General features: G+C 66.5%; 26 protein-coding genes and 2 riboswitches. Of the genes, 15 read left to right on the top strand and 11 right to left on the bottom strand.

The genetic code is table 11. The features are described from left to right. Window positions 1–247 precede the first annotated feature (247 nt). From FFI97_RS27770 to FFI97_RS27725, 10 genes are read right to left on the bottom strand one after another with little or no spacing between them, the layout of a single operon-like run. Window positions 248–1,219: a threonine dehydratase gene (locus FFI97_RS27770; RefSeq protein WP_070060275.1), complete on the bottom strand. Its 972-nt coding sequence runs from the start codon at window positions 1,217–1,219 to the stop codon at window positions 248–250. Window positions 1,220–1,237: 18 nt separating this feature from the next. Next, window positions 1,238–1,870, bottom strand: a complete 633-nt coding sequence (locus tag FFI97_RS27765) for a LysE family translocator (RefSeq protein WP_062480600.1) — start codon at window positions 1,868–1,870, stop codon at window positions 1,238–1,240. Between the two features lie 4 nt (window positions 1,871–1,874). Further along, window positions 1,875–2,570, bottom strand: a complete 696-nt coding sequence (locus tag FFI97_RS27760) for a VOC family protein (protein ID WP_070060274.1) — start codon at window positions 2,568–2,570, stop codon at window positions 1,875–1,877. A 14-nt stretch (window positions 2,571–2,584) separates the two neighbouring features. Beyond that, window positions 2,585–3,508 (bottom strand): PhzF family phenazine biosynthesis protein, encoded by a 924-nt coding sequence (locus FFI97_RS27755; RefSeq protein WP_172438398.1) that lies wholly within the window; start codon window positions 3,506–3,508, stop codon window positions 2,585–2,587. 5 nt (window positions 3,509–3,513) lie between these two features. Further along, a complete protein-coding gene (locus FFI97_RS27750; RefSeq protein WP_139701500.1) occupies window positions 3,514–4,155 on the bottom strand; it encodes a glutathione S-transferase family protein in 642 nt (213 codons plus the stop codon). Between the two features lie 5 nt (window positions 4,156–4,160). Next, a complete protein-coding gene (locus tag FFI97_RS27745) occupies window positions 4,161–4,796 on the bottom strand; it encodes a DJ-1/PfpI family protein (protein ID WP_139701499.1) in 636 nt (211 codons plus the stop codon). A 14-nt stretch (window positions 4,797–4,810) separates the two neighbouring features. Further along, window positions 4,811–5,998 (bottom strand): PLP-dependent aminotransferase family protein, encoded by a 1,188-nt coding sequence (locus FFI97_RS27740; RefSeq protein ID WP_062471189.1) that lies wholly within the window; start codon window positions 5,996–5,998, stop codon window positions 4,811–4,813. A gap of 49 nt (window positions 5,999–6,047) precedes the next feature. After that, window positions 6,048–6,455 (bottom strand): VOC family protein, encoded by a 408-nt coding sequence (locus tag FFI97_RS27735; RefSeq protein WP_062471216.1) that lies wholly within the window; start codon window positions 6,453–6,455, stop codon window positions 6,048–6,050. 11 nt (window positions 6,456–6,466) lie between these two features. After that, complete coding sequence (locus tag FFI97_RS27730; protein WP_139701498.1) at window positions 6,467–7,417, bottom strand: DMT family transporter; 951 nt, start codon at window positions 7,415–7,417, stop codon at window positions 6,467–6,469. After that, on the bottom strand, window positions 7,414–8,013 hold the full coding sequence (locus FFI97_RS27725; RefSeq protein WP_139701497.1) for a LysE family translocator: 600 nt from the start codon (window positions 8,011–8,013) through the stop codon (window positions 7,414–7,416). The genes FFI97_RS27730 and FFI97_RS27725 overlap by 4 nt, the downstream gene beginning before the upstream one ends. 130 nt (window positions 8,014–8,143) lie before the next feature. Between FFI97_RS27725 and FFI97_RS27720 the strand changes: the two genes are divergently transcribed. The 4 genes from FFI97_RS27720 (at window position 8,144) to FFI97_RS27705 (ending at window position 13,377) form a co-directional block, all read left to right on the top strand. After that, window positions 8,144–9,565 (top strand): PLP-dependent aminotransferase family protein, encoded by a 1,422-nt coding sequence (locus tag FFI97_RS27720; protein ID WP_070060300.1) that lies wholly within the window; start codon window positions 8,144–8,146, stop codon window positions 9,563–9,565. Window positions 9,566–9,629: 64 nt separating this feature from the next. Beyond that, entirely contained in the window at window positions 9,630–10,421 is a 792-nt protein-coding gene (locus FFI97_RS27715; RefSeq protein ID WP_139701496.1) for a PhaM family polyhydroxyalkanoate granule multifunctional regulatory protein, read from the top strand. Between the two features lie 49 nt (window positions 10,422–10,470). Beyond that, window positions 10,471–11,751, top strand: a complete 1,281-nt coding sequence (locus FFI97_RS27710; RefSeq protein WP_139701495.1) for an FIST C-terminal domain-containing protein — start codon at window positions 10,471–10,473, stop codon at window positions 11,749–11,751. 210 nt (window positions 11,752–11,961) lie between these two features. Then, window positions 11,962–13,377, top strand: a complete 1,416-nt coding sequence (locus FFI97_RS27705) for an RtcB family protein (RefSeq protein ID WP_139701494.1) — start codon at window positions 11,962–11,964, stop codon at window positions 13,375–13,377. A 19-nt stretch (window positions 13,378–13,396) separates the two neighbouring features. On the opposite strand, the gene FFI97_RS27700 is transcribed toward FFI97_RS27705, so the two are convergent. Next, on the bottom strand, window positions 13,397–14,704 hold the full coding sequence (locus FFI97_RS27700) for a D-amino acid dehydrogenase (protein WP_139701493.1): 1,308 nt from the start codon (window positions 14,702–14,704) through the stop codon (window positions 13,397–13,399). Window positions 14,705–14,795: 91 nt separating this feature from the next. Then, a riboswitch (glycine riboswitch) is annotated at window positions 14,796–14,902 on the bottom strand. Window positions 14,903–14,945: 43 nt separating this feature from the next. Then, window positions 14,946–15,037: riboswitch (glycine riboswitch) on the bottom strand. 118 nt (window positions 15,038–15,155) lie between these two features. On the opposite strand from FFI97_RS27700, the gene rfbB reads away from it, so the two are divergent. From rfbB to FFI97_RS27645, 11 genes are all read left to right on the top strand, one after another. Continuing rightward, the gene (rfbB, locus tag FFI97_RS27695) at window positions 15,156–16,235 is read left to right on the top strand and encodes a dTDP-glucose 4,6-dehydratase (RefSeq protein ID WP_139701492.1); all 1,080 of its coding nucleotides are present in this window, start codon (window positions 15,156–15,158) and stop codon (window positions 16,233–16,235) included. Beyond that, the gene (rfbD, locus tag FFI97_RS27690) at window positions 16,232–17,122 is read left to right on the top strand and encodes a dTDP-4-dehydrorhamnose reductase (protein ID WP_260685204.1); all 891 of its coding nucleotides are present in this window, start codon (window positions 16,232–16,234) and stop codon (window positions 17,120–17,122) included. The genes rfbB and rfbD overlap by 4 nt, the downstream gene beginning before the upstream one ends. Window positions 17,123–17,161: 39 nt before the next feature. Next, the gene (gene rfbA / locus FFI97_RS27685) at window positions 17,162–18,049 is read left to right on the top strand and encodes a glucose-1-phosphate thymidylyltransferase RfbA (protein ID WP_095949492.1); all 888 of its coding nucleotides are present in this window, start codon (window positions 17,162–17,164) and stop codon (window positions 18,047–18,049) included. Further along, the gene (rfbC, locus tag FFI97_RS27680; protein WP_139701490.1) at window positions 18,046–18,594 is read left to right on the top strand and encodes a dTDP-4-dehydrorhamnose 3,5-epimerase; all 549 of its coding nucleotides are present in this window, start codon (window positions 18,046–18,048) and stop codon (window positions 18,592–18,594) included. Before rfbA ends, rfbC begins: the two co-directional genes overlap by 4 nt. 182 nt (window positions 18,595–18,776) lie before the next feature. Then, window positions 18,777–20,405 carry a glycosyltransferase family 61 protein gene (locus FFI97_RS27675; protein ID WP_139701489.1) on the top strand — a complete coding sequence of 543 codons (1,629 nt, stop codon included), beginning with the start codon at window positions 18,777–18,779 and terminating at the stop codon, window positions 20,403–20,405. A 19-nt stretch (window positions 20,406–20,424) separates the two neighbouring features. Beyond that, on the top strand, window positions 20,425–20,865 hold the full coding sequence (locus FFI97_RS27670) for a sugar 3,4-ketoisomerase (protein ID WP_083259083.1): 441 nt from the start codon (window positions 20,425–20,427) through the stop codon (window positions 20,863–20,865). Window position 20,866: 1 nt separating this feature from the next. Beyond that, window positions 20,867–21,967, top strand: coding sequence for a DegT/DnrJ/EryC1/StrS family aminotransferase (locus tag FFI97_RS27665; protein WP_139701488.1), 1,101 nt, complete (start codon window positions 20,867–20,869; stop codon window positions 21,965–21,967). 13 nt (window positions 21,968–21,980) lie between these two features. Then, entirely contained in the window at window positions 21,981–22,925 is a 945-nt protein-coding gene (locus FFI97_RS27660; RefSeq protein WP_185993731.1) for a glycosyltransferase, read from the top strand. A gap of 143 nt (window positions 22,926–23,068) precedes the next feature. Further along, window positions 23,069–24,832, top strand: a complete 1,764-nt coding sequence (locus FFI97_RS27655; RefSeq protein ID WP_139701486.1) for a glycosyltransferase family 61 protein — start codon at window positions 23,069–23,071, stop codon at window positions 24,830–24,832. Window positions 24,833–24,852: 20 nt separating this feature from the next. Continuing rightward, a complete protein-coding gene (locus FFI97_RS27650) occupies window positions 24,853–25,959 on the top strand; it encodes a DegT/DnrJ/EryC1/StrS family aminotransferase (RefSeq protein WP_095949497.1) in 1,107 nt (368 codons plus the stop codon). Between the two features lie 43 nt (window positions 25,960–26,002). After that, entirely contained in the window at window positions 26,003–26,689 is a 687-nt protein-coding gene (locus FFI97_RS27645) for a WbqC family protein (protein WP_260685203.1), read from the top strand.

The raw sequence follows: 26,689 nt of genomic DNA, 5'->3' as shown, positions 1-26,689 counted from the left end.
GGTACCTTGCTCCGCGAATGTCCTCCGGCCTACGGCCTCCCCCTTGATTTCGCTGCGCAAGGCACCGCATCGACGTGAGCGTTGGGCAGTGCAGTGGTTGATCGGCCGCGAACCGGCAGCGTGCCCTGTGCCCAGGACACTGGGTGCTTCCCGCAGCGAAATCAAGGAGGAGGGCGAAGCCCGGGGGACATTCGCGGAGGGAAGTACCCGGTGGCCTGGGTACGTGCCCTGAACAGCAGAGCCTGGTTCAGGAAGCGCTGCGCCCCAGCACCCCGGCGAACATGTCCGCGTCGACATTGCCGCCACTCAGCGCAACGCCCACCGTCTGCCCGTGCCAGCGTTCCTTCTGCTGAAGCGCGCCCGCCAACGCAGCCGCACCCGCGCCTTCGGCCACGTTGTGCGTGTCGCTGAAGAGCACGCGCATGGCTTCGGCCACCTCGTCGTCGGTCACGGTGATCACGTCGTCGGCCTCGCGCAGGATCACCTCCAGCGATTCGGGCACCGGCGTGCGGCAGGCCATGCCGTCGGCCAGCCGCGTGGTGGCGGGCGACTCGACCGCACGGCGCGCGCGGAAGGAATCGCGGTAGGCCGTGGCATGCGCCGACACCACGCCGATGAGCTTGGTCGACACGCCGCAATGCGCGCGCGCCGCCGCCGCGCCGGCAAAGCCGGAGCCCAGGCCGATGGGCACGAACAGCACGTCGGGCGGTGAAGCTTTCAATGCGCTGAAGAACTCGACATACGCGGTCGACACGCCGCGCACCAGTTCGCGATGGAACGAGGGCACGCGGTGCAGCGCATCGCGCTCGGCCAGCACCGCCGCATGTTCGGCGGCCGCTTGAAAGTCGTCGCCGTGCTCGACCAGCGTCACGCCGAGCGCGCGCATCGCCGCGTTCTTCTCGCGCGAGTTGCCGTGCGGCACCACGATGGTCGCGGCCAGCCCGTGGCGCTGCGAGGCGAAGCCGACCGACTGGCCGTGGTTGCCGCGCGTGGCGCTGATCACGTGGCGCACGGCGGGCTGCTCGCGCGCGAGGGTCTCGAAGTAGGTCAGGCCGCCGCGGATCTTGAAGGCGCCGACCGGCGTGTGGTTCTCGTGCTTGGCCCAGACCGTGGCGCCCAGGCGCTGCGACAGCTGCGGCCAGGTGTACTGGGGCGTGGGCGGCATGGCCGCATGCACGGTGCGCTGCGCGGCTTCGATCTCTTCGCGGGTGAATCGCATCGACGTCCTTCGGGTTGCTTACTTGCGTTCGGTGAGTGCCACGCGCACGGCCAGCGCGGCCAGCACGCTGCCCATGATGTAGCGCTGCGCGCGCAGCCAGCCCGCGCTTTGCGACAGCACGGCCGTGATGCTCGCGGCGCCGACGATCATCACGGTGTTGACCAGCGCGCTGCTCGCCATCTGCGCCATGCCCAGCTGCAGGCTCTGCAGCAGCACCGAGCCGCGCTCGGGGTGGATGAACTGCGGAAAGAACGACAGATAGAACATCGCCACCTTCGGGTTCAGCAGGTTCGTGAGAAAGCCCATGCGGAACAGCTTGGCCGGCGGATCGGCCGGCAGCGCGCGGGCCTCGAAGGGCGCGTTGCCGCCGGGCTTGACCGCCTGCCACGCGAGCCACATCAGGTAGGCCGCGCCGGCGAAACGGATCGCGTCGAACGCGACCGGCACCGCCAGCAGCAGCGCCGTGAGGCCCAGCGCCGCGGCGAACAGGTGCACGAGGAACGCCATCAGCACGCCGCCCAGCGAGATGAGCCCCGCGCGGCGGCCCTGGATCAGCGTGCGCGACACGCAATAGATCATGTTCGGCCCCGGCGTGAGTGCCAGCAGCAGCGAGGCGAGGGCGAACCAGGCGATTTCGGTCAGGGTGAGCATGGGGTCAGAGTCCTTGCGATTCGAGGGTGACGGGGCCGCGCGGCGTGTCGAGCACGGCGACGAGATTGGGTGGCCCGGCGTCGACCGGCAGGCCGCCCATGCCGATGGCCGTGAGTGCGGCCGACAGCGCCGGCGCGCGCGGATGCGCCACGCGCAGCGAACGCAGCGCCAGGCCCGAGGCGGGCATGGCGTCGGTGGGGTGCACCGCGCCCCACTGGATCAGCGTGGGCAGCGCGCCGTAGAACAGGCGCTGGCCGTCGTCGCGCACCGTGATCTGCCATTCGAGCCGGCCGGCTGGCGTGTCGCGCGAGGCTTCGAGCAGGTGGCCGCGGTCGATGTGCGCATGCTCCTCGCGCGCGAGCGCCTGCGTGGCGGCGTGCGCATCGGGCACGCGCGCCACGAAGTGAATGAGCCGCGGGCCGCGCTGCGCGAGCGCGGCCTGCAGCGCGGCGTCGTCCAGGTCGAACCAGCGGTGCGTCTTCGGCCGCGACGGCGCCTTGCCGGGCTCGATCGCGATGATCTCGGCATAGGCGCGCGGGAACGCGTCGCTCGCGATGTTCAGCAGCCGGTTGTGCGTGCCCATCAGCGGGTGCACGCCGCCCGGCGCGGGCGTGACGCCGAGCGTGGCCTCGCACCACGCCACGCCCTCGGCCAGCGAGGCGGCGGCGATCACCAGGTGGTCGACTTCGGCGGGGTGCATGGTGGGGCTTTCGTTCAGAGCGTGACGTGGCCGTCGACGCAGGTCACGGCATCGCCGCCGACCCAGATCGTGCCGTCGCTGTCGCGCTCGATGTGCACGCGGCCCGCGCGGCCCAGGCACTGGCCTTGCGCGGCCAGGTAGCGCTCGGGCATGTGGCCGTCGGCGATCAGCCATTCGGCCAGGCTGGCGTTGAGGCTGCCGGTGACCGGGTCTTCCTGCACGCCGATGGGCTCGGCGAAGGCGCGCACCTCGAGGTCGATCTTCGCGCCGTCGTCGTTCGGCGTGGCGGGGCGGTTGCCGAAGGCGCGTGCCTCGCGGTTCGAGCGGCCGATGAGCAGCGAGGTGTCGTGCGCCGAGGGCACGCCGGCCACGCCGGCCTTCACGCCCAGTTCCTTCAGCGCGCGGTGGTCGGGCTGCAGCGCCAGCACGGCGTCGGCGTCGTTCAGCAGCAGGCCGAACCACACCGGGCCGTTGTCGAGCACCTGCGCCGCGATGACCTGCTGCGCCTTCAGGCCCAGCGCGCCGGCCACCTTGGCCAGCAGCGCGGGGCTCGGGGCGCTGCGCTTGAGCGGCGGCGCGGCAAAGGCCAGGCGCTCGCCGTCGCGCCGCAGCGGCACGAGGCCGGCGCCGCACTGCTGCACCACGCGGCCCGCCACCTTGGGCTTGCCGCCGGCCTGCAGCCAGGCATGGCAGCTGCCGATGGTCGGGTGGCCGGCAAAGGGCAGCTCGCCGCCGGGCGTGAAGATGCGCACGCGGTAGTCGGCGCCCGGGTCGGTCGGCGGCAGCAGGAAGGTGGTCTCCGACAGGTTGGTCCACTGCGCGAAGCGCTGCATGGCGGCGTCGTCCAGGTCCTGGCCGTCGATCACCACCGCGAGCGGGTTGCCGTAGTAGGCGGTGGCGGTGAAGACGTCGACTTGCTTGAAGGGGCGGGATTTCATCAGGGTCATTCGAGGGAAAGGTCGAGCACGCCGCGCGTGCCCGGGCGGGAAAGCAGGTCGGCGTACCAGCGCTCGACGTTGGGCCAGGCGGGCCGGCGGTACTCGGCGCCGGGCAGGCCGAACCAGCGGTGCGCCTCGCAGCCGATCGGGATGTCGGCCATGGTGAAGCGCTCGCCGGCCATGTAGGGGCGCTGCGCGAGGTGCGCGTCGAGCATGGCGAACAGCGCCTCGCTCTCGCGCACCGACGCGGCGATCAGCGCGGGCTGGCGCTCCGAGGGCGCCGTGCGCACCCATTGCACGAAGGCGTCGCGGCTGGCGCGGTTGAGCGTGGTCTGCTGCCAGTCCATCCAGCGCTCGGCGTCGAAGCGCGCGGGCAGCTCGCTCGGGTAGAGCGTGCCGTGCGAGTAGCGGGCGCACAGGTAGCGCACGATGACGTTCGACTCCCACAGCGTGACGCGCTCGGCGCCTTCGCCGTCGTCGATGGTGGGCACCATGGCGTTCGGGTTGAGCGCGCGGTATTCGGGCGTCTGCACCACGCCGAACTTGCCGCCGGCCTCGGTGCGCTGGAAGTCGAGCCCAAGCTCCTGCGAGCACCACACGACCTTGCGCACGTTGATCGAACTGATGCGGCCCCAGATGTTGAGCATGGTGTTCAGTGTCCTTGTGCGGAAAGGGTGTCGGCCGTGGCCTGCAGATATGGCTCGATGTTGCGCAGCGCGCGCGCCACGTAGTCGTCTTTTTCACCGACCGGCGCGACATAGTGCAGCGCGCTCTTCGCGGCCTCCAGGCCTTCGGTGCGCGCGATGAGCCAGGCCGCGAGGTAGGGCGCCGAGAAGCAGCCGCCCGCGGTGGCCACGTTGCCCTGCGCGAAGAAGGGCTGGTTGAGCACCTCGACGCCGGCTTCCTGCACCCAGGGCTTGGTCGTGAGATCGGTGCAGGCCGGCACCGTGCCCAGCAGGCCGAGCTTGGCCAGCAGCAGCGTGCCCGAGCATTGCGCGCCGATGAGCTGGCGCGACGGGTCGAGCCCGCGCAGCACGCCCATCAGGCCCGCGTCGGCGGCGATCTCGCGCGTGCGGATGCCGCTGCCGACGATCACCGCACCCGCGTCGCAGGCCGCTTCGAGCGTCGCGGTGGCGTGCACCGTGACGCCGTTCATCGAGGTCACGGTGGCGCTGGGCGAGGCCAGCGTCACGCGCCAGCCCGGCTTCTTCACGCGGTTGAGCACGCCGAGCGCGACCAGCGAGTCGAGCTCGTTGAAGCCGTCGAAGGTGAGGATGGCGATGTGCATCGTCGTCGGCTTTGTCAGGCGTGGGCGGGGGCCAGCAGCGCCAGCTCTTCGCGCAGCGTGACGGCAAGCGCGGCGATGGCGGTGTCGATCTCCTCGACGCTGGCAGTCACGAACGACAGGCGCAGCGTGCGCGGATCGCCTTCGCCCGCGTAGAACGGCGCGCCGGGCACGAAGGCCACGTTGCGCTCCACGGCCTTGGGCAGCAGGGTCACGGTGTCGATGCCCTCGGGCAGGCGCGCCCACAGGAACATGCCGCCCTTGGGCGCGTTGAACTTCACGTCGAGGCCGGCCATCTCGCGGTGCAGCGCGGCGATCATGGCGTCGCGCTGGCGCTTGTACAGCGCACGGATGGTGGGCACGTGGCGGTCCAGGAAGCCGTCCTTCATCACGGCCGAGACCATGCGCTGCGTGAAGATCGGCGTGTGCAGGTCGACCGCCTGCTTGGCCTGCAGCAGCTTGGGGAAGATGGCCTTCGGTGCCACCAGGAAGCCCAGGCGCAGGCCCGGGGCCAGCACCTTGGAGAACGAGCCCAGGTAGATCACGCCCTCGGGGTTGCGCGCGGCCAGCGGCAGCGGCGGGGCTTCGTCGAACCAGAGCTCGCCGTAGGGGTTGTCCTCGACGATCGGCAGGTTCGCGGCGGCTGCGGCAGCGGAGACAGCGGCGCGGCGCGCCTCGGTCATGGTGCGGCCGGTGGGGTTCTGGAAGTTGGGCAGCAGGTAGACGAAGCGCGCGTCGGCCGCCTTGCTCACGAGGTCGTCGACGATCACGCCCTCGTCGTCGCTGGCCACGCCCACGGGGTGCGGCTCCATCGGGCCGAAGGCCTGCAGCGCGCCCAGGTAGGTGGGCGTCTCGACCAGCACCTTGCTGCCCGGGTCGATCAGCACCTTGGCCACGAGATCGAGGCCCTGCTGCGAGCCGGTGGTGATGAGCACCTGCGAGGCGTCGACGTCCCAGGGCAGCATGTCGGCCACGGCCTGGCGCAGAGGCGCATAGCCTTCGCTGGCGGCGTACTGCAGCGCGGCCTGGCCATCGTTGTGCAGCACTTCGGCGCAGGCGTCGGCGAATTCCTGGATCGGGAAGGTCTTGGGCGAGGGCAGGCCGCCGGCCAGGCTGATGATGCCGGGGCGCTCGGTGACCTTGAGGATTTCACGCAGCACCGAAGGATTCATCTTGGCGGCGCGGGCGGCGAGTTTCCAGTTCATGGGAGGCTTTCTTCTTTCTGGCGAATGAGAGGTGAGTCTGAGTGTGTCGTCAGGATGGCGGGATGTCGCCACGGTGCACGACATGGATTTTGTTGCCGTCCGGGTCGCGCAGGTAGGCGCCGTAATAGCCCTGCCCGTAGCGGGGGCGGGGCCCGGGCGCGCCTTCGTCGCGGCCACCGTGGCGCAGGGCCGCCTCGTGGGCGGCGTGAACGGCCTGCGGCGAGGGCGCGCAGAACGCGACCATGCTGCCGTTGCCGGCGCTGGCGGGTTCGCCGTCCAGCGGGATGTACACGTAAAAGCGCGGCAGCGTCTGGCCCGGCGCGATCCAGCAGGCGGCGTCGGGGCCGCCGTCGGGCGTCACGGGGCGGCGGATGAGGCCGAGCGGGGCCAGCACCGCGTCGTAGAAGGCGGCGGCGCGCGGCAGGTCGGTGCAGCCGACGGTGACATGGCTGAACAGCGTCATGGTCCTCAGCTCCTGGCCTGCGGCTCGGCGCCGCGTGGAACAGCGGCAGGCGCCGCCGGTTGCGACAGCCGCTTGCCCGCGACCACCGTGGCGACCACGGCGGCGGCGAAGCCCAGCGTCACCAGGTCGAGCGGCTCGCCCAGCAGCGGGATCGACGCGAGGATCGACAGGAAGGGCTGCAGCAGCTGCGTCTGGCTTACGCGCAGCGCGCCGCCCAGGGCCAGGCCGCGGTACCAGGCGAAGAAGCCGATCCACATCGAGAACATGCCCACGTAGGTGAAGCCGACCCAGGCCGAGGCGGCCACGGGCTGCTGCGGCCACAGGGCGATGGTGGCGGGCAGCGTCACGGGCAGCGCCATCACGCAGACCCAGCAGATCACGCGCTCGGCGCCGAGCGACGGCGTGACCTGCGCGCCGTAGATGTAGCCGACCGAGGCCGCGACGACCGCGCCGACCAGCAGCAGGTCGGCCCATTCGAAACCGAAGCCGTGGCCGCTCTGCTGCGCGCGCAGCACCGAGAACACCACCACCAGCAGGCTGCCCGCGATGGCGCAGAGCCAGAAGCCCAGCCGCGCGCGCTGGTGCAGCACCCAGGCCGCGACCGCGGCCGTGACCAGTGGCAGCAGCGCCGTCACCACCGCCGCATGGCTGGCCGTGACCACGCGCAGCGCAAAGGCCAGCAAGAGCGGAAAGCCGATGCAGTTGCCCAGCACCGCCATGCCCAGCGGCTTCCACTGGTGCGGCGCCGGGCGCGGCGAGCGCGTGACCAGCAAAAAGACGGCCGACAGCACGCCCGCCAGCGCCGCGCGCCCGAGCGTGACGAACCACGGCGACAGCTGCGGCGCCTCTTGCGTGCCCGTGGCCAGCCGCGTCATCGGCAGCGTGATGGCGAACAGCGCCACGCCGACCACCCCGAGCCACATGCCCAGCGTTTCGTCCTTGATGGCGAGCTTCATACGCCCACCATCCACCAGGCCGTCAAGACCAGGATGAGGCCCATCGCGCGGTTGAACCACAGCAGGCGCCGGCCCTTGGCCAGCCACTCGCGCAGCAGCGCGCCGACCAGCGCATAGGCGAAGTTGCTGGTGAAGGCGTAGGTCAGCATCACGGGCGCGACGATGGCGAAGCGCGCGAGCGCGTCGGGCTGGCCGGCGATCCAGCCCGCCACCAGCGTGAGCGCCAGCAGCCAGGCCTTGATGTTCACGAACTGCAGCATCACGCCTTGCCCGAAGCCGACCGAGAGGCGGGCGTTGTCGGCCTTGCCGAGCTGGGCGCTGCCGCTGAGCTTGTAAGCCAGCCACAGCAGGTAGGCGATGCCCAGCCCCTTGATCGCCAGGCGCAGCGGCGGCATCGCCACCACCAGCGCGCCGAGGCCGGCCGCGCAGATCGCGAGCAGCAAGGTCCAGCCGACCGGCACCGCGACCACGAAGCGCATCGCACGCGGCAGGCCGCCGTTGGCCGCCAGGGCGGTGGAGAGCGTGGTGTTGGGGCCGGGCGAGAAGCTCATCGCCGTGGCCAGCACCAGCAGCGCGGTGAATTCTTGCCAGTTCATGTCACAGACTCTAAACTTTGGACCATTACAGTTCCAGTACAGATGATCGAACAAATCTGAAATCTGTATTGGTCATTCCTTCGACACACGCCGCCCTTTTCTTGCTCTCTGTGCGATGCAGCCCGATCCGATGCTGACCCGAACCTCCACCCAGTCCCTGACCGGGCAGCTGGCCGACCGCCTCGCCGAGCGCATCCGCAACCGGCTGCTGGCGCCCGGCGCGCGCCTGCCCTCGGTGCGCGAGTGCGCGCGCCAGCAGGGCGTGAGCCCGTACACCGTGGTCGCCGCGTACGACCAGCTGCTCGCACAAGGGCTGGTCGAGGCGCGCCGCCAGCGTGGCTTCTACGTGCGCGACGCCGCGCCGGCGCCCGAGAGTTCGCGCAACCCGGCGCATGCCGTGCCCGTGGTGCCGCCGATGATGGCCTCGCGCGTGCCGGCCGACGCCAGCTCGCTGATCCGCAGCATGTTCCACCGTCCGAGCGACAAGCCGCAGCCAGGCATGGGCGTGTTCCCGCCCGACTGGATGGCCTCGACCTTCCTGGCGACCGCGGTGCGCCGCGTGACCACCACGTCGGCGCTGCAGGAACTGTCGCTGCAATACGGCGAGCCTTCGGGCGATCTCGCGCTGCGCCGCAGCCTGTCGCAAAAGCTGGTGCGCATCAACGTGCCGGCGGGGCCGGACCAGATCGTGACCACCATCGGCGCCACGCACGCCCTGGACATCGTGAGCCGCACGCTGCTGCGCGCGGGCGATCCGGTGATGGTCGAGGAGCCCGGCTGGGCGCTGGAGTTCGCGCGGCTCGAGGCGCTGGGCATGCGCATCCTCCCCGTGCCGCGCCGCGCCGACGGACCCGACCTCGACGTGATGGCGCAGTACTGCAAGCTGCACAGCCCCAAGCTGTTCGTCAGCGTGAGCGTGCTGCACAACCCGACCGGCTACAGCCTCACGCCGGGCAGCGCGCACCGCGTGCTCAAGCTGGCCAACGAGCACGACTTCCACATCGTCGAGGACGACACCTACAGCCACCTCGCGCCCGAGCACGCCACGCGGCTCAGTGCGCTCGACGGGCTGCAGCGCACCATCTACGTCAGCGGCTTCGCGAAGATCCTGGCGCCCAACTGGCGCATCGGCTTCCTGGCCGCCTCGCCCGCGCTCAAAGAGCGGCTGCTCGAGACCAAGCTGCTGGCCACGCTGACCTCGCCCACGCTGTTCGAGCGGGCGCTGTCGTGGTGCATCGACCAGGGCCAGCTGCGCCGCCATTCGGAGCGCGTGCGCATCCGCCTGGACGGCGCGCGCGGCCGCGCCGTGAAGCTCGCCATGTCGCACGGCTGCACCTTCGCCTCGGAGCCGGCGGGGCTGTTCGGCTGGGTCGACACGGGCGTGGACACCGACGCGCTCACGCAACGCATGCTCGACCAGGGCTACCTGCTGGCGCCGGGCTCGCTGTTCCATGCGCGCCGCCCGCCGAGCACGATGATGCGGATCAACTTCGCGACCTCGCAGGACGCGAATTTCTGGAAGGTTTTCAGCCGGGTCAGGGACGAGCTCTGATTCGCTTGCAAAGGGCTTGGAGTAAGCTGGCAACACAAGAAAACCCAGCCAGGAGACCTCCCGCATGAGCAACGCCAGCAAACCCTTCGACTTCAGCCAGTTCGTCCCCGGATTCGACTTCCTGAAGAACCTCGCCGGCGGTGCCGCCGCGGGCTCCGGCTCGGTGCCCGGCATCCCCAGCCTGGCCAGCTGGGTGGCGCCCACCATGAGCGTCGAAGAGGTCGACAAGCGCATCCAGGAACTCAAGACCGTCCAGTACTGGCTCGAACAGAACGGCCACGCGCTCAAGGCGACCATCCAGGCGCTCGAGGTGCAGAAGATGACGCTGTCGACCCTGCGCGGCATGAACGTGCGGATGGAAGACATCGCCAGCGCGTTCACCAAGCAGGCAGCGGCCATGGCGCCGGCACCTGCACCGGCTCCCGCCCCGGCGCCCGCACCCCGGCCCGAACCGGAGCCCGTCGAGGAAGAGGAAGAAGAGTTCGACGAGGCCGAGGAAGAAGCGGAAGAAGAGGAAACCCCGGCGCCGAAGAAGACGTCGCGCGCCAAGCCCGCCTCGTCCAACGGCGCTGCCGGCGTGGTCGACCCGATGCAATGGTGGGGCTCGCTCACCGAGCAGTTCCAGCAGATCGCGAGCACCGCGCTGCAGGACGCGGCGCAGCTCAAGGTGCCGGCCATGGCGCAGCCGCTGGCCGACGCCGTGGGGCAGGTCATCGGCAAGGCGACGGCGGCGCGCAAGCCGGCCGCCAAGACCGCCGCGAAGAAAGCTGCAGCGAAAAAAGCCGCGCCGGCACCCGCCGCGCGCAAGAAAACCACGTCCACCGCCGCGCGCAAGCGAACCTCCGGCCGGCGCTGACGTCTTACAGACACCTTTCCAGACGACGACGCACGGGTCGGTACGCACCATGAAACTGTTTCCCACCGGCCATGCCACCCACCCGCAATGGCGCATGGCCGCCGGCCTCGTGCTGGCCCAGTTGCGCGCGCAGATGGCGCTGCCCGACTACGCGTCGAACCCGACGCTCGGGCTGCTCTACATCACCGACCACTACGCGGCCGAGGCGCAGGAGATCCTCGATCACCTGAGCGCCGAGCTGCCCGAGGTCACCGACTGGTCGGGCACCGTCGGCATCGGCGTGTCGGCCAACAACGCCGAGTACTTCGACGAGCCCGGCCTGAGCCTGATGCTGTGCGCGCTGCCCAGCGACCAGTACCGCGTGTTCTCCGGCGTGGCGCCGCTGGGCAGCTCCGAAATGAGCGGCTTCGAGGCACACACCGCGCTCGTGCACGCCGACCCGGCCACGCCCGACCTGGGCGAGCTCATCGCCGAGATGGCGGGCCGCACCGACACCGGCTACCTGTTCGGCGGGCTCTCGTCCGGCCGTGGCGGGGCGCTGCAGTTCGCGGTCGGCGGCAACGGCAACATCCGCGGCCACGGTGCGGCGGGCGGTGTGTTCTCGGGCGGCTTGTCGGGCGTGGTGTTCGGCGAGGGCGTGCGGCTGGTGTCGCGCGTCACGCAGGGCTGCCAGCCGCTGCGCACCGGCGGCGCGCGCGAGCGCGAGATCACCGAGGCCGACGGCAACCTGCTGCTGTCGCTCGATGGCGAGCCGGCGCTCGACGTGCTGCTGGCCGACCTGCAGGTGTCGCTCGACCGGCCGCAGGAAGCCATCGACGCCGTGCGCAACACGCTGGTCGGCCTGGCCGACGCGGGCAGCGACGGCATCCGCCGCACCGGCGACCTGGGCGCCGACGTGCTGGTGCGCCACATCATCGGGCTCGACCCCACGCGGCGCGGCATCGCCATTGCCGACAACGCCGAGGCCGGCATGCGGCTGAGTTTCTGCCGCCGCAACGCGCAGGCGGCGCGCGCCGACCTGATGCGCATCTGCGCCGAAATTCGTGAAGAGCTCGAGCCCGAAGAACAGACGCTGGCCACGGCGCGCGCCGTGGCAGCCGGCGAGGCCGAGGCCGCGCCGCATCCCGCGCGGCGCATCGCGGGCGCGGTGTACGTGAGCTGCTCGGGGCGCGGCGGCCCGCACTTCGGTGCGCCGGGCGCCGAACTGCAGATCGTGCGGCATGCGCTGGGCGACGTGCCGCTGGTCGGCTTCTTCGCCGCGGGCGAAATCGCACGCCACCACCTGTACGGCTACACCGGCGTGTTGACGGTGTTCACGGCGCCGGACTGACTGACTGACGGGAAAAAACGACGCGCGCGCCTGCGCACTGTGTTCGCAGGCGCTTCGCGTCGCTAGAATCCGCCCGCTTTCTTGAATCTCTGCTGCTGCAAGAAAGAGTGATCCGCGCGCCCCGAGGCACGCGGTCGATCTCTTTCGCCCCGCCACGCGATGTGACGGGGCCCGGAAACCGACACGGTTTCCCCGAATGGAATTGCAGCCATGGGCAGCCCTACCCACAGTCATTTTTCGAGACTCCAGCGCGCCTTTTCGCGCGCGAACATCGCCGTCGATTACCGCGACGGCATCTATCACCTGCGCAACGAAGCCGCGCAGGCGACCGTGCTTCTGCCGCAGAGCCTGCCGCTGGAAGAGAAAGCAGTGAACCAGCTGCTGGCCTTCGCCAGCGTGCGCTCGCCCGACGGCGCGCACGGTGTGTGCAAGGCCTGCGCGACGCCGGACTTTCATCCGGGCTCGGTTGCGCCGGTGGGCAGCGTGGTCGCGACCGATGGCGACTTCGTGATTCCCGCCGCAGTCGGCACCGACATCAACTGCGGCATGCGCCTGCTGACCACCGGCCTCACGCTGGACCAGGTGGCGCCGCACAAGACGCAGTTGCTCGCGCGGCTCACACGCAGCCTGCTCGACAACGGGCGCGACGTGCCGGTGCACACGGCGGCGTTTCGCGCGCTGTTCGACGAAGGGCCGGCCGCGTTCCTGGACGCCGTGCGCAACGACGGGCTCTGGGCGGCCTGCGACCGCGACCGGCTGCAGGCCGAGATCGGCGCGTGCATCGGCCTGGCGAGCTTCGGCGGGCAGTCGCGGCACGCACCGTCGGCCTACACCGGCGCGCGCCACGAGGTGTTCCGCGACCCGTGCCTCGGCACGCCGGGCAGCGGCAACCACTTCGTCGAGTTGCAGGTGGTCGACCAGGTGATGGACCGGCACGCGGCGTATCGCGCGGGGCTCAAGGCGGGCGAGGTCGTGGTGATGATCCACAGCGGCTCGCGCGACATCGGGTTCCATGTCGGCGGCCGCTGGATGGACCGCGCGCGGGCTGAATGGCCGCAGGGCCTGCGCCATCCGAAGAGCGGGCTGTACGGGCTGGCCGGGCCGCTGGCGCAGGAGTACCTCGAAGCCATGGGCGTGGCCGCGCGCTATGCGTGGGCCAACCGGGTCGTGCTGGCCGAGCTGGTGCGCAAGGACTTCGCCGAGCTGCTGGGCGCCACGGCGTCGACGCTGGTGGTCGACGTGCCGCACAACGTGGTGCTGCGCGAGCACGGCATGAACATCCATCGCAAGGGCGCGACGCCGGCGCATGCGGGCGACCTCGCGCTGATTCCCGGGTCGATGGGCGATCACTCGTACCTTGCGACCGGGCTGGGGCATGAGGACTGGCTGTGGTCGTGCAGCCACGGCGCCGGCCGGCGCATGCGTCGGCAGGAAGTGCGCGCGATGCGGCCCGCACCCGGCGACGCCGATGCCAGCTGGCAATGCGTGACGCTGCGCGAAGAGCGCCGCATCGAAGAGGCGCCGCAGGCCTACAAGCCGATCGGCGCGGTGATCGAGGCGCAGGAAAGCGCGGGGCTCATCCGCTGCGCCGTGCGGCTCAAGCCCTGGGTCACGTTCAAGGCATGACCCGAGGGCGCGTGTCGTGTCAGCCCAGTGCGGGTTGCACGGCGCGCGGCGCGGGCGCCGGCATGCCGGCGAACGCGAAATCGACCTCGGGCGCCAGCCCGCTCACGATGCGCGCGATCGACTTGCCCGAGCCGCAGGCGTGCGTCCAGCCGAGCGTGCCGTGGCCGGTGTTGAGGAACAGGTTCGGCAGCTTGGTCTTGCCGATCAGCGGCACGTTGCTCGGCGTGGCCGGGCGCAGGCCGGTCCAGAACTGCGCGCGCTCGGTGTCGCCGGCGCCGGGGAAGAGTTCTTCGACGCGCCGCACGATGGCTTCGCAGCGCACGCGGTTCAGGTCGCGGTCGTAGCCGTTGAGCTCGGCCGTGCCGGCGATGCGCAGGCGGTCGCCCGACTCCGACGTGTAGCGAGAGAACACCAGCTTGTATTCGTCGTCGGTCAGCGAGACCTGGTGCGCCTTCGATGCGTCCTTCACGGGCAGCGTCACCGAGTAGCCCTTGGCCGGGTAGATCGGCAGGCGGATGCCCAGCGGCGCGGCGTACAGCGGGCTCAACGAACCCATCGCAAGCACGAAGGCATCGCCGCGGATGCGCTGGAAGCGGCCTTCGTTGTCGGTCGCCTCGACGTGGTCGATGCTGCCGCCGGCTTCGCGCAGCGCGGTCACCGTGTGGCTCATGAGGAACTTCACGCCGGCCGCCTCGGCCAGCTTCACGAGTTCGCGCGCGAAGCGGTTGGCGTCGCCCGATTCGTCTTCGGCGGTGTAGGTGGCGCCGGCGAGTTGCGGACGGATGTGGGCGAGGGCGGGTTCGATCCTGATGGCCTCGTCGGCCGAGATGACCAGGCGTTCGCAGCCCAGGGCACGCATCTGCTCGGCGGGCGCGAGGGCGCCGTCGAATTCTTTTTGCGTCGTGTAGAAGTGCAGGATGCCTTGCGTGCGCTGGTCATAGTTCAGGCCGGTGTCTCGACGCAATTGCTGCAACATTTCCCGGCTGTATGTACCGAGACGAACGATCTGTTCGATGTTGTGGCGGGTGCGCGCGGGGGGGCACTCGCGCAAGAACTGCAGGCCCCAGAGCCACTGGCGCATGTCGGCGCGGATGCGAAAGAGCAGTGGCGCATCTTCCTTGCCGAGCCATTGCAGCACCTTCAGCGGCGCGCTCGGATTGGCCCAGGGTTCCGCATGGCTGACCGAGATCTGGCCGCCGTTGGCGAAGCTGGTTTCGGCGGCCGGGGTGGCCTGCCGGTCGATCACGGTCACCTCGTGGCCGAGTTGCTGGAGGTAGTAGGCCGAAGTCACGCCGAGCAGGCCGGCGCCAAGAACGATCACACGCATTGCAAGTACCTTTGAGTTTGCAGCGCTTGAACGGCGGGCGTGGAGTGCTATTGAAAAAATAGCGAGCAACCGGACGGCCGATGTCCAAGTTGCCGCTCCCCCTGTCCTCGGTACCTGAGAGATTCACCCTGCTGCACCCGCAGCGGGTTTGCTCCTTCGGTGCGCCACATGGCGTGGCGGCTCTCCAGACGGCTGTATCGATGAGTGCAGTACTGACCCCTTGCCGAAGTTCCTGGGCGTTGCCTGGAATGTCGTCGGGCCGACCTGAGCGTTTATGGGAGTTTGCGCCTTCGGTAGGGCCTCCGTGGAGGCCCGCTCTCCTGCAATTGTTGGCGATTGTAGGCGGGCCCCGCAAGCCGGCCAAGCCCTGTACATCGGCACTTCACACCGATGGGATAATTGAATGTTGATTTTTGGTAAAGCAAACTTTTTTCTACATGCAGGGGACTCCATGATCCTGGTTACCGGCGGCGCAGGCTTCATTGGCGCCAATTTCGTGCTCGACTGGATCGCGCAGGGCAACGAGCCCGTCGTGAACCTCGACAAGCTGACCTATGCGGGCAACCTCGAGACCCTCGCGTCGCTCAAGGGCAACGCGAACCACGTCTTCGTGCAGGGCGACATCGGCGACAGCGCGCTGCTCGATCGCCTGCTGGCCGAGCACAAACCCCGTGCCGTTGTGAACTTTGCCGCGGAATCGCATGTGGATCGCTCGATCCACGGCCCGGAAGACTTTGTGCAGACCAACGTGCTCGGCACCTTCCGCCTGCTCGAATCGGTGCGCGGTTACTGGAACGCCCTGCCGGCCGACCAGAAGGCGGCCTTCCGCTTCCTGCATGTGTCGACCGACGAGGTCTACGGCTCGCTCTCCAAGACCGACCCGGCCTTCACCGAAGAGAACAAGTACGAGCCCAACAGCCCGTACTCGGCCAGCAAGGCCGCCAGCGACCACCTCGTGCGCGCCTGGCACCACACCTACGGCCTGCCGGTGGTCACCACCAACTGCTCGAACAACTACGGCCCGTTCCACTTCCCCGAGAAGCTGATCCCGCTGATGATCGTCAACGCACTGGCCGGCAAGAACCTGCCCGTGTACGGCGACGGCATGCAGGTGCGCGACTGGCTCTACGTGAAGGACCACTGCAGCGCCATCCGCCGCGTGCTCGAGGCCGGCAAGCTCGGCGAGACCTACAACGTCGGCGGCTGGAACGAGAAGCCCAACATCGAGATCGTCAACACCGTGTGCGCGCTGCTCGACGAACTGAGCCCCCGCGCCGACGGAAAGCCGTACAAGGAACAGATCACCTACGTCACGGACCGCCCGGGCCACGACCGTCGCTACGCCATCGATGCACGCAAGCTCGAGCGCGAACTCGGCTGGAAGCCCGCCGAGACCTTCGACACCGGCATCCGCAAGACCGTCCAGTGGTACCTCGCGAACGGCGAGTGGGTGCGCAACGTGCAAAGCGGCGCGTACCGTGAATGGGTCGAGAAGCAGTACGACGCCACACCCGCAAAGGTTTCCGCATGAAGTTGCTGCTGCTCGGCAAAGGTGGACAGGTCGGCTGGGAGCTGCAGCGCAGCCTCGCACCGCTCGGCGAAGTGGTCGCACTGGACTTCGACAGCACCGACTTCCACGCCGACTTCAGCCGCCCCGAGCAGCTGGCCGCAACCGTGCTGGCGGTGCGCCCCGACGTCATCGTCAATGCCGCCGCGCACACCGCCGTCGACAAGGCCGAGAGCGAGCCCGACTTCGCGCGCAAGCTCAACGCCACCTCGCCCGGCGTGGTGGCCGAGGCGGCGCAGCAGATTGGTGCGCTGATGGTGCATTACTCCACCGACTATGTCTTCGACGGCAGCGGCACCCGCCCCTGGAAGGAAGATGACGCGACCGGTCCGCTCAGCGTGTACGGCCAGACCAAGCTCGAAGGCGAGCAGCTGGTGGTGCGGCATTGCGCGAAGCACCTGATCTTTCGCACCAGCTGGGTGTACGCCGCACGCGGCGGCAACTTCGCCAAGACCATGCTGCGCCTGGCCAAGGAGCGCGACAAGCTCACGGTCATCGACGACCAGTTCGGCGCTCCCACCGGTGCCGAGTTGCTGGCCGACATCACCGCGCACGCCATCCGCGCCACCTTGCAGGACCCGGCCAAGGCCGGCCTGTACCACGCCATCGCCGGCGGCGAGACCACGTGGCACGGCTACGCGCGCTTCGTGCTCGAGATGGCGCAGCAGGCCGGCGTCGAACTCAAGGCCGGCCCGCAGGCCGTGGAGGCCGTGCCCACCAGCGCCTTTCCGACGCCCGCGAAGCGGCCGCACAACTCGCGGCTCGACACCACCAAGCTGCAGACCACCTTCGGTCTGCGCCTGCCGCCATGGCAGGAAGGCGTGGCACGCATGCTGCGCGAGACGCTCTGACCGACTGATTTTTCCTGCCCCTCACAGAAGAAGACTCCCATGACGCAACGCAAAGGCATCATCCTTGCCGGTGGCTCCGGCACCCGCCTGCACCCGGCCACGCTCGCCATGAGCAAGCAACTGCTGCCGGTGTACGACAAGCCCATGATCTATTACCCGCTGAGCACCCTGATGCTCGGCGGCATGCGCGACATCCTGATCATCAGCACGCCGCAGGACACGCCGCGCTTCCAGCAGCTGCTGGGCGACGGCAGCCAGTGGGGCATCAACCTGCAGTACGCGGTGCAGCCGAGTCCCGATGGCCTGGCGCAGGCGTTCATCATCGGCGACAAGTTCGTGGGGAACTCGCCGAGTGCGCTGGTGTTGGGGGACAACATCTTCTATGGGCATGACTTTGCCCATCTGCTGGGCGGCGCCGACGCGCAGGACGCGGGAGCCACTGTTTTCGCGTACCACGTGCATGACCCGGAGCGGTATGGCGTGGTCGCATTCGATGCACAAGGCAAGGCCAGCAGCATCGAGGAAAAGCCGCTCAAGCCCAAGAGCAACTACGCCGTGACGGGCCTGTACTTCTACGACAACCAGGTCATCGACATCGCCAAGGCCGTGAAGCCGAGTGCGCGAGGCGAGCTTGAGATCACGGCCGTCAATCAGGCGTACCTCGATCTTGGCCGGCTCAACGTGCAGATCATGCAGCGCGGCTACGCCTGGCTCGATACCGGCACGCATGAAAGCCTGCTGGAGGCCGGGCAGTTCATCGCGACGCTGGAGCATCGGCAGGGGCTCAAGATCGCGTGCCCCGAAGAGATCGCGTGGCGCCATGGGTTCATCGACAACGAACAACTGGCCAAGCTTGCAGCACCGTTGCAGAAGAATGGCTACGGCAAGTACCTCAGCCATTTGCTGGCCGAAGGTGTGCGCTCATGAAGGTCACGCAGACGGCCATCGCCGACGTGTTGCTGATCGAACCCAAGGTGTTCGGCGACGCACGCGGGTTTTTCTTCGAGAGCTTCAATCAGAAGGCTTTCGACGAAGCCGTCGGCCAGCGCGTCGACTTCGTTCAGGACAACCACTCGCGCTCCACCAAGGGGGTCTTGCGAGGCCTCCATTACCAGGTGCAGCAACCACAGGGAAAACTGGTGCGCGTGGTTCGAGGGGCGGTGTTCGACGTGGCGGTGGACATCCGTCGGTCGTCGCCGACCTTCGGGCAATGGGTGGGCAGTGAACTGTCGGAAGATAACCATCGGCAGTTGTGGGTTCCGCCGGGTCTCGCGCACGGCTTCCTGGTGCTCAGCGAGTCGGCTGATTTTCTGTACAAGACGACGGACTACTACGCACCGGCGCACGAGCGCTGCATTGCGTGGAACGACCCCACGTTGGCGATCGAGTGGCCTGACACGGGCATCGCGCCGAAGCTGTCCGCCAAGGACGCGGCAGCGCCGCCCTTCCTGAGCGCCGAAATTCCCGGCTGAACACAGGTCGACCAGCAGCCGGTTTGCGGCGTTTTCTTCAGAGCCCTTCCCACGCGGGCCATCTCAAAAATATTCCAATTCCAGATGAGACAACTTGCTGACTTCAACGGGCTGGTCGCGTACGGGTGCCTGTGCAAGGGGATCGCCATCGGTCGTCCGGACGACATCAGGGCCGCACAGCCGTGAAAAGTTCGCCTGCCATCAAGGAAAAGAAAGAGAGCTTGCTGGACGCCGCAAAAGGGGCGCTTCGCAAGCGGCTGCCGCGCAAGACGCCGCAGCTGGTGGAGCTTTTCGACGCAGCCTGGTACCTCAAGGGGCTGCCGGACCGTGCACTGATCGCCAACCCGTGGGAGCACTATCTGGGAGGGGGATTCCTGAGGGGAAATCCCAATCCCATGTTCGATACCACCTGGTATCTCGATCGCCACCCCGAATTGCGTGCGGCGGAAAAGAACCCGCTGGCCCACTATCTTGAAATTGGAGAGCGTGCAGGGGATGCGCCCAGCGCGAGGTTCGACCCGCAGTGGTATCTGGATGAATACCCCGATGTCGCCGCCACGCAATTGAGCCCGTTGCTGCATTATTTGAAATTCGGTGCGGCCGAGGGGCGTTTGCCGGCACGGCTGGCGCATTTCGATTCTGTTCCTGCCTTGTCCGAATTCATGGGAGCGTTGGCGCCGTCCTATGCGGCGCGGCCTTGTTCCGTCGATCTGCCGGTTGACTCGGTTTTTTCAGTGGCGTCTCAGGCTGGCGGCGCGGGACGGATTGTTCATCGCATTGCACCCGGGTTTTGCGAGGGTCTTGATGGCCCCCCGGATTATCCGAAGGTCGGATTTGTCGCCGAAATCAACGACGCGACGACCATTGCGGGAACCCGCTATCTGATCGGGCCGACGAATTCTTTGCTGCATGACGAAAATGCGCATTTCCTGTGCAGAGAAGACGCCGCCATCAAATATGGAAAGGCGAAGCGCGCAGCGGCACCTGGACATCTGCATATCGAGGTGAGCGCTCGGCAGGCTGCCTGGATAGAGCGCGGGTTTCACATCATGCATGAGTATGAAAATAATTACTTTCATTTCATTGCGGAAACGCTTCCAAGAATGCTGCTGGCGGAAGAGGCTGATGTGCCTTTGAATGTGCCTTTTCTTTGTACAGAAGGCCTTCACCCCAACATCGCGAAGCTGCTTGAGTTGGCCAATCTTGAGCAACGTCCGGTCATCCTGCTGGAGTCGGGGACTTTGTATCGCGTGAAGCAGATGTACTATCCCTCTGACATGACTTCGGTTGTGGATGCCTACCATGGCGGTGAGATGGCTCGCCAGACGGGACTCGATGTCAATCGAATTCGTGCGGGCGTGGAAAGATGTCAACGCGCTTTTGCGACGAAAGATTTTTCGCGAGGGCGAAAGATTTTTGCAGCACGCAATGGCAGCTATCGAAAGCTATTGAATCAGCGAGAAATAGAAGCCCGCGTCGAGAAACTCGGATTCGAGGTGATGCACGCCGATGAATTGGATCTCGAGGCGCAAATCCGAGCCTTCCAGGACGCTGAAGTGATTGTGGGGCCGACGGGGGCGCAGATGACCAACATGGTCTGGTGCAAGCCTGGAGCGAAAGTGGTCGTTCTGGCTTCCGATCATCCCAGCCATCAGCTCTATTTTTGGGAGCTCCTGGGGCGGGTTTCTGGCGCCAAGGTAAAAATTGTGCAGGGGCCGCGCGCACACGTGCGAGATGACATTTACAGCGTACACGATGACTACCATGTCGATGAAGATGCAGTGATTTCTGCAATTTCCGACGAGGAATAAAAGAGCAAAGGGACTGCCGATGAAAGAAACCAAAACTCCTGAATTTTCGCTGGACAATGCTGTAGAAATACTCGACCTGGAGCGGTTGACCGATCCACGGGGAAATTTGACGTTCGTCGAAGGAGGACGTCACATTCCTTTTGATGTTCAGCGGGTTTACTATTTGTACGACGTTCCCGCGGGCGAAGCCCGGGGCGGACATGCACATCATCAATTGCAGCAATTGATCATTGCTGTTGCGGGTAGTTTTGATGTCGTTCTCGACAATGGGTACGAAAGAAGAACAGTTACCTGCAACAGGCCATTCCAAGGGATTTTCATGAAGTCCCTGGTATGGCGAGAGTTGAACAATTTTTCTTCTGGTGCCGTCTGTCTGGTTCTTGCCTCGATGAGGTACGAAGAATCCGACTACATCAGAAACTACGAAGAATTCATTTCAGTGGCACGAAAAGGTAAATAACATGACCCCATTTTTTGATATTCATGCTGGCCATGCCGAGTTGGCAGACGATTTTCAGCAGGCCTTTTCGAGGGTCATGAACAGTGGCCACGTCATCATGGGCCCTGAAGTCGCGGCCTTCGAGAAGGAGTTTGCGGCCTACTGCGGCGTCAAGCACTGTATCGGCGTGGGCAACGGACTCGATGCGCTGGCGCTGACCCTGCGTGCGCAGGGCATCAAAGCGGGTGACGAGGTCCTCGTTCCTTCGCAGACATTCATCGCCTCGTGGCTGGGGGTTTCGATGGTCGGTGCCACGCCGATTCCGGTCGAAATCGATCCGGCGACCTACCTGATGGACCCGGCCCGGATCAAGGAAAAGCTGACGAGCAGGACCAAGGCCATCATGCCGGTGCACCTGTATGGCCTGCCCGCTGCAATGGATGCCATCAACGCGATTGCGCGACCGCTCGGACTTTTTGTCCTGGAGGATGCGGCCCAGGCGCACGGTTCGACCCACAACGGCAAGCGGGCGGGCTCGCTCGGCGATGCAGCGGCGTTCAGTTTCTACCCGACGAAGAATCTCGGCGCGATGGGCGATGCAGGCGCCGTGGTGACCGACAACGATGAACTGGCGGCCAACCTGCGCATGCTGCGCAACTACGGCTCCAGCCAGAAGTACGTGCACGAGGTTGCGGGCGTGAACTCTCGCCTGGACGAGTTGCAGGCTGCACTGCTGCGCGCGAAGCTGGGCCGCCTCGACGCATGGAACGACCAGCGCCGTGCGCTGGCCGCGAGGTATTCGCAAGGGCTGGAAAGTGTGGGCGACCTTCGCACGCCGTTCGTGCCTGCGGACAGCACGCACGTGTTCCACCTGTACGTGATCAGTACGGGACGCCGTGCTGAACTGTCGGCCTACCTGACGGCACAGGGCGTCCAGACGCTCGTGCACTACCCCATTGCACCGCACATGCAGGGCGCCTACGCCGAGCTCGGCCTGCCGGCCGACAGCCTGCCGTTGGCGACCGCCGCGGCGAACGAGACCTTGTCGCTTCCCATCTGGCCGCAAATGAAGCCGGAGCAGGTGGATGCCGTGGTCGGACACATCCGCAAGTTCTTCTCCTGACAGAGCCCGTTGCATGTCTTCGGCGCTGGTCACTGTCGTCATCCCCATCTTCAACCAGGCGAAGTTCGTCGTTGAAACGGTGGACAGCGCCTTGAGGCAAACCCACCGGAATCTTCAGGTGGTCGTCGTGGATGACGGTTCGACCGATGGCGGGGCCGAACTGCTGGCCACCGAGTTCGGCAACCGGATCGTGTTGCTGCAGCAAAGGAATGGCGGTCCCTCGTCGGCCATCAACAAGGGACTTGCGGCGGCCGATGGGGCGTTCATTGCGCTTCTGGGGGGCGACGATGTGTGCGTCGAGGACCGCATCGGCACCCAACTGGAACTCCTGCACGCCACGTCGAACGACATCGTGTTCTCGAAGCCGTTCCTCATCGACGCCGAAGGCGGACCCTTGGCCGACGAGTCGTTTCCGGTGTTCTTCGATGAGCGGCCTGTACAGCCGCTGCTGCGCACCTTGTTGCTGGAAGGCAATTTCCTGTGCGCGCCTACCGCGTTCATGCGTCGCGAGGCGGTTCGGAAAACCGGGACGTTCCGCCCCGGCCTCATCCAGTTGCAGGACTACGACTATTGGCTGCGCGCCGCGGCCTCCGGATTGAAGCTCGCAGAAGCAGGGCCGCGTGTCGTTCGCTATCGCCGGCATTCGGCCAACCTCTCGTCGACGCGCGCAAGCTTTGCCTCGACGGCGGAGTCCATCCCGATCTTCAGGTCGCTTCTGGATACCGGGGCGCCGGCAGAGCTTCGGCGCGCGTTTCCCAGCCTCTTCGAACCGGTGGCCAACCCTGACACGCCATTGACCTCGTTCGACAAGGCGCTCTTTCTCCTGTCTCATCCTCGGGAAGAAATACGCATGATGGGGGTCGAACATCTCGTGACCTTGGCGGAAGACCCAGTATTCCTGGACAAGGCCGAGCGTTTTGGTCTCAACCTCACCCGATTTGCCCTGAACGCGGTGTGAGGGGGCGATGTTGAAGCAAACCGCCATGACCGAGGATGAGCGATCGGCCTGAAGGCGCCGAAGCAGTCTTCAACGTGCTCGCACGGATTGACGGGTTTCTCCGGTGATCGCCGGGCTCCCCAACGCAGGAACAATCTCATCTCATGCTGTCCAGAATCATTCGAAGGTTGACGGGCCGGTCCCCCTCGGTGGTGGATGCGCGCCAACCGCTCGGTCCGGCGCCTGTCGCAGCGCCTCCTGAGGCAGTGCGGAAGGTCGACATCTACGCCGAACACGCCAAGTGGATGGCGCTGGCCGGAGAGCGGCGATTCGGCGAGGCCATCAGCCTTTGTCGCACCGTGATCGACGTGCCGGAATCGAATTTCGTTGCGTCGCTTTTCCTGGGGCATGCCTACGCCCAGATGCAGCAGCACGCGGATGCACGGGAGTACCTCCGTGCCGCAGTGGCCTTGAATGGCAACGACTACTACGCCAACCTGTTGCTTGCGCACACCGAGAGCGCCATGGGGCATTCCGGGGAAGCTTTGTCCCTGTACATGAGATGCTGCGAGCTGCCCGCAGAGTCGATCGTCGAGCCGTTCGAGGCCGCGATGAGGATGGCGATGGCGCGGGCAGACAGCGGCGAAGGCGCAGCACTCTCCAGGCTCTTCGACATGTTGTACGCCAAGGACAAACTGCCATTGCCACTGGCCTTGAAGTTCCTGTTCTTCTGGCGCCGGGATGCCGACTTGGTGCGCATGCTCGAGCAAATGGATGAGGGGGCCGACGAGGGGCAAAAGCCGTCGTTCAGGCGCATCCGGTCCGTGAAGGACTGGGCGCTCGAAAACGGGGAGGGTTACCAGAGCTTGGGAGCGCCGCCTTCGATACGCCTCGTCGCACCGACCGAGGTCTACGCGAGCGACCCGCACGAACAGCACGTGCTCGCAAGCCAGCCCTATCTCGCCGAACTGTGCAATGCGCGGATCGTCAGCGCGTCCAGTCTGGTCTATGTGGGCGATGACTGCGTGGTGTCTGATGTGCTGGCAGACGAGCTGTATGGAAAACAGGTCAGCCTGGCGTACGACAAGACCGTGCTGGCGCAGCGGCCGGATGCGTTGCTGTTGGCACCCATTGGCACTACTGCGCATCTCGACGAGGGGATCATGTTGTCCGGCCTCGCGAGCAATGCGTATGGCCATTGGTTCGCCGAGTTTCTCCCGAAGCTTCGCCATTTCGAGAAACATCCGCGCTTCTCGAGCCTGCCGATCATCGTTGACGCCGAGATGCCTGCATCTCATTTCGACTTCATCGCTGCGCTGGTCGAGAACCCGCTGTATCGCCTGGAGGCCGGGCACGCACTGAACGTCGGATGCCTTCATGTGGCGCCGACGACGACTTTCTTTCCGGTCGAGCTGTTTCGCGACCATACGGTCCCCCCGGAGCGCCAGGCGTCATGGTCTGCGGAGTCGATGCAGTACATCAAGGACAAGATGGCAGCGCGGTATCCGCTGCCCGCCCAGCGCTCACGCAGGCTGTTCCTGTCGCGAAAGAACAGTGCCTGGCGGTTGTTGCGCAACGAAGCCGAAATTATCGAGCGACTGCAGGACCTGGGCTTCGAATCCATCTTCCTGGAGGAGTACGACTTCGCGCGCCAGGTGCGAACCTTCGGCGAAGCCGAGTTCATCGTCGCGCCCAACGGTTCCGCGCTCAACAGCCTCATCTTCGCGGCCACCGATGTGAAGGCATTGATCCTGGGCCAGCAGAACAGCTTCAACTGGGGGGGCTGGCTGGGCCCCATCCTTGATCTCGGCTTCAAGCCCGAGTTCATGGAAGGTGAAGCCACCGAAAGCACCAGCTTCAAGCATTCCGACTATGTCGTCCCGGCGGACAGGGTGCGCACGAAAGTGCTCGCCATGCTGGGCTCCTGAGGTTCAAAGAAGAAACGCCCATGACCAAGCCCGTGTATGTGACCCAGCCCTATCTGCCGCCGCTGGACGAGTTCCTGCCCTATCTGCAACAGATCTGGGACAACAAGATCCTCACCAACGGCGGGCCGTTCCACCAGCAGTTGGAGAAGGCGCTGTGCGAGTACCTGGGCGTGGAGCACATCGCGCTCTTCACCAACGGAACGATTGCCCTGGTCACAGCACTTCAGTCGATGCGGATCACGGGCGAGGTCATCACCACGCCGTACTCGTTCGTGGCCACTTCGCATTCGCTGCTGTGGAACGGCATCAAGCCCGTCTTCGCAGACGTCGACCCGCGCACCTTGAATCTCGACCCAGCACGTATCGAAGCGCTCATCACGCCGCAGACGACGGCGATCATGCCGGTACATTGCTACGGCCATCCTTGCGACACCCAGGCCATCCAGACGATTGCCGACACCTACAACCTGCGCGTGATCTATGACGCGGCGCATGCCTTCGGCGTGCAGGACGAGGGCGGCAGCATCCTGCGGCACGGCGACATGTCGGTGCTGAGCTTTCACGCGACCAAGGTCTTCAACACCTTCGAGGGCGGCGCCATCGTCTGCAAGGATGCGACCACCAAGACCCGCATCGACCAGCTCAAGAACTTCGGCCATGTGGGCGAAGTCACCGTGGTAGCGCCCGGCATCAATGGCAAGATGAGCGAGTTCAATGCCGCGCTGGGCCTGCTGCAGTTGAAGCACCTGCACACCGCGCTGGATCTGCGCCGGGCCATTGACGGCGCCTACCGGCGTTTGCTCGCCGGCGTGCCGGGCATCGTGTGCCTTCCCGATGCCGGCGAATCGGTGGCCAACTTCGCGTACTTCCCGATCCTCGTGGGACCGGAGTACCGCCTGTCGCGTGACGAGCTCTACGCCCAACTGAAGGCGCACGAGGTCCACCCGCGCCGTTATTTCTATCCGTTGATCTCCGAGTTCCCGATGTACCGCGGTCTCCCAACGGCCAGTCGCGACCACCTGCCGAACGCGAGCCGCGCGGCGGACCGCATCCTCTGCCTGCCGATCTATCCGGACCTGGGCCTCGATCAGGTCGAACGCATCGTCGATCTGATCGCGACGCTGTGAGCGCGTGCAAAGAACGGAGGGCGGCGCGATGAAGGTCGGGATCATGCAACCGTACTTTCTGCCGTACATCGGCTACTTCCAGCTGATCGCGGCGGTGGACCTGTTCGTGGTGTACGACAACATCAAGTACACAAAGAAGGGCTGGATCAACCGCAACCGGCTGCTGCAGGGTGGCGCGGACGCCGTCTTCTCGCTGCCGTTGAAGAAGGACTCCGATGCGCTGGACGTCGTCGAGCGCGAACTGGCCGCTGACTTCAACCGGCAGAAGCTGCTGAACCAGTTCATCGGCGCGTACCGGTCCGCGCCGTACTTCGAGCCCTGCATCGAGCTCCTGCGCTCGCTCGTCATGAACGAGGAGACGAATCTCTTTCGCTACATCCACGGCTCGATCGTCCAGACCTGCACGTACCTCGGCATCACGACACCCATCGCGATCTCGTCCGGCGTACCGGCCGATCATGCGCAGAAGGGCGAAGACCGTGTGCTCGCCATCTGCGAGGCTTGCCATGCCGGTACCTATATCAACACCATCGGCGGCCTGGAACTCTATTCGCGCGAGCGCTTTTCCCAGGAGGGCATTGCGCTGCAGTTCATCCGGTCCCTGCCCGTTGAGTACAAGCAGTTCGGCAAGGCCCCCTTCGTGCCGTGGCTGTCGATGGTCGACGTCATGATGTTCAACCCGGTCGACGAGATCAGAGACTCGTTGCTGCCGAAATTCGAATTGATCTGA

The organism is Variovorax sp. KBS0712 (assembly GCF_006323185.2).
Classification (GTDB): Bacteria; Pseudomonadota; Gammaproteobacteria; order Burkholderiales; family Burkholderiaceae_C; genus Variovorax; species Variovorax boronicumulans.
The sequence above is the reverse complement of the archived record's forward strand: the minus strand, read 5'-3'. Positions and strand labels throughout refer to the sequence as shown.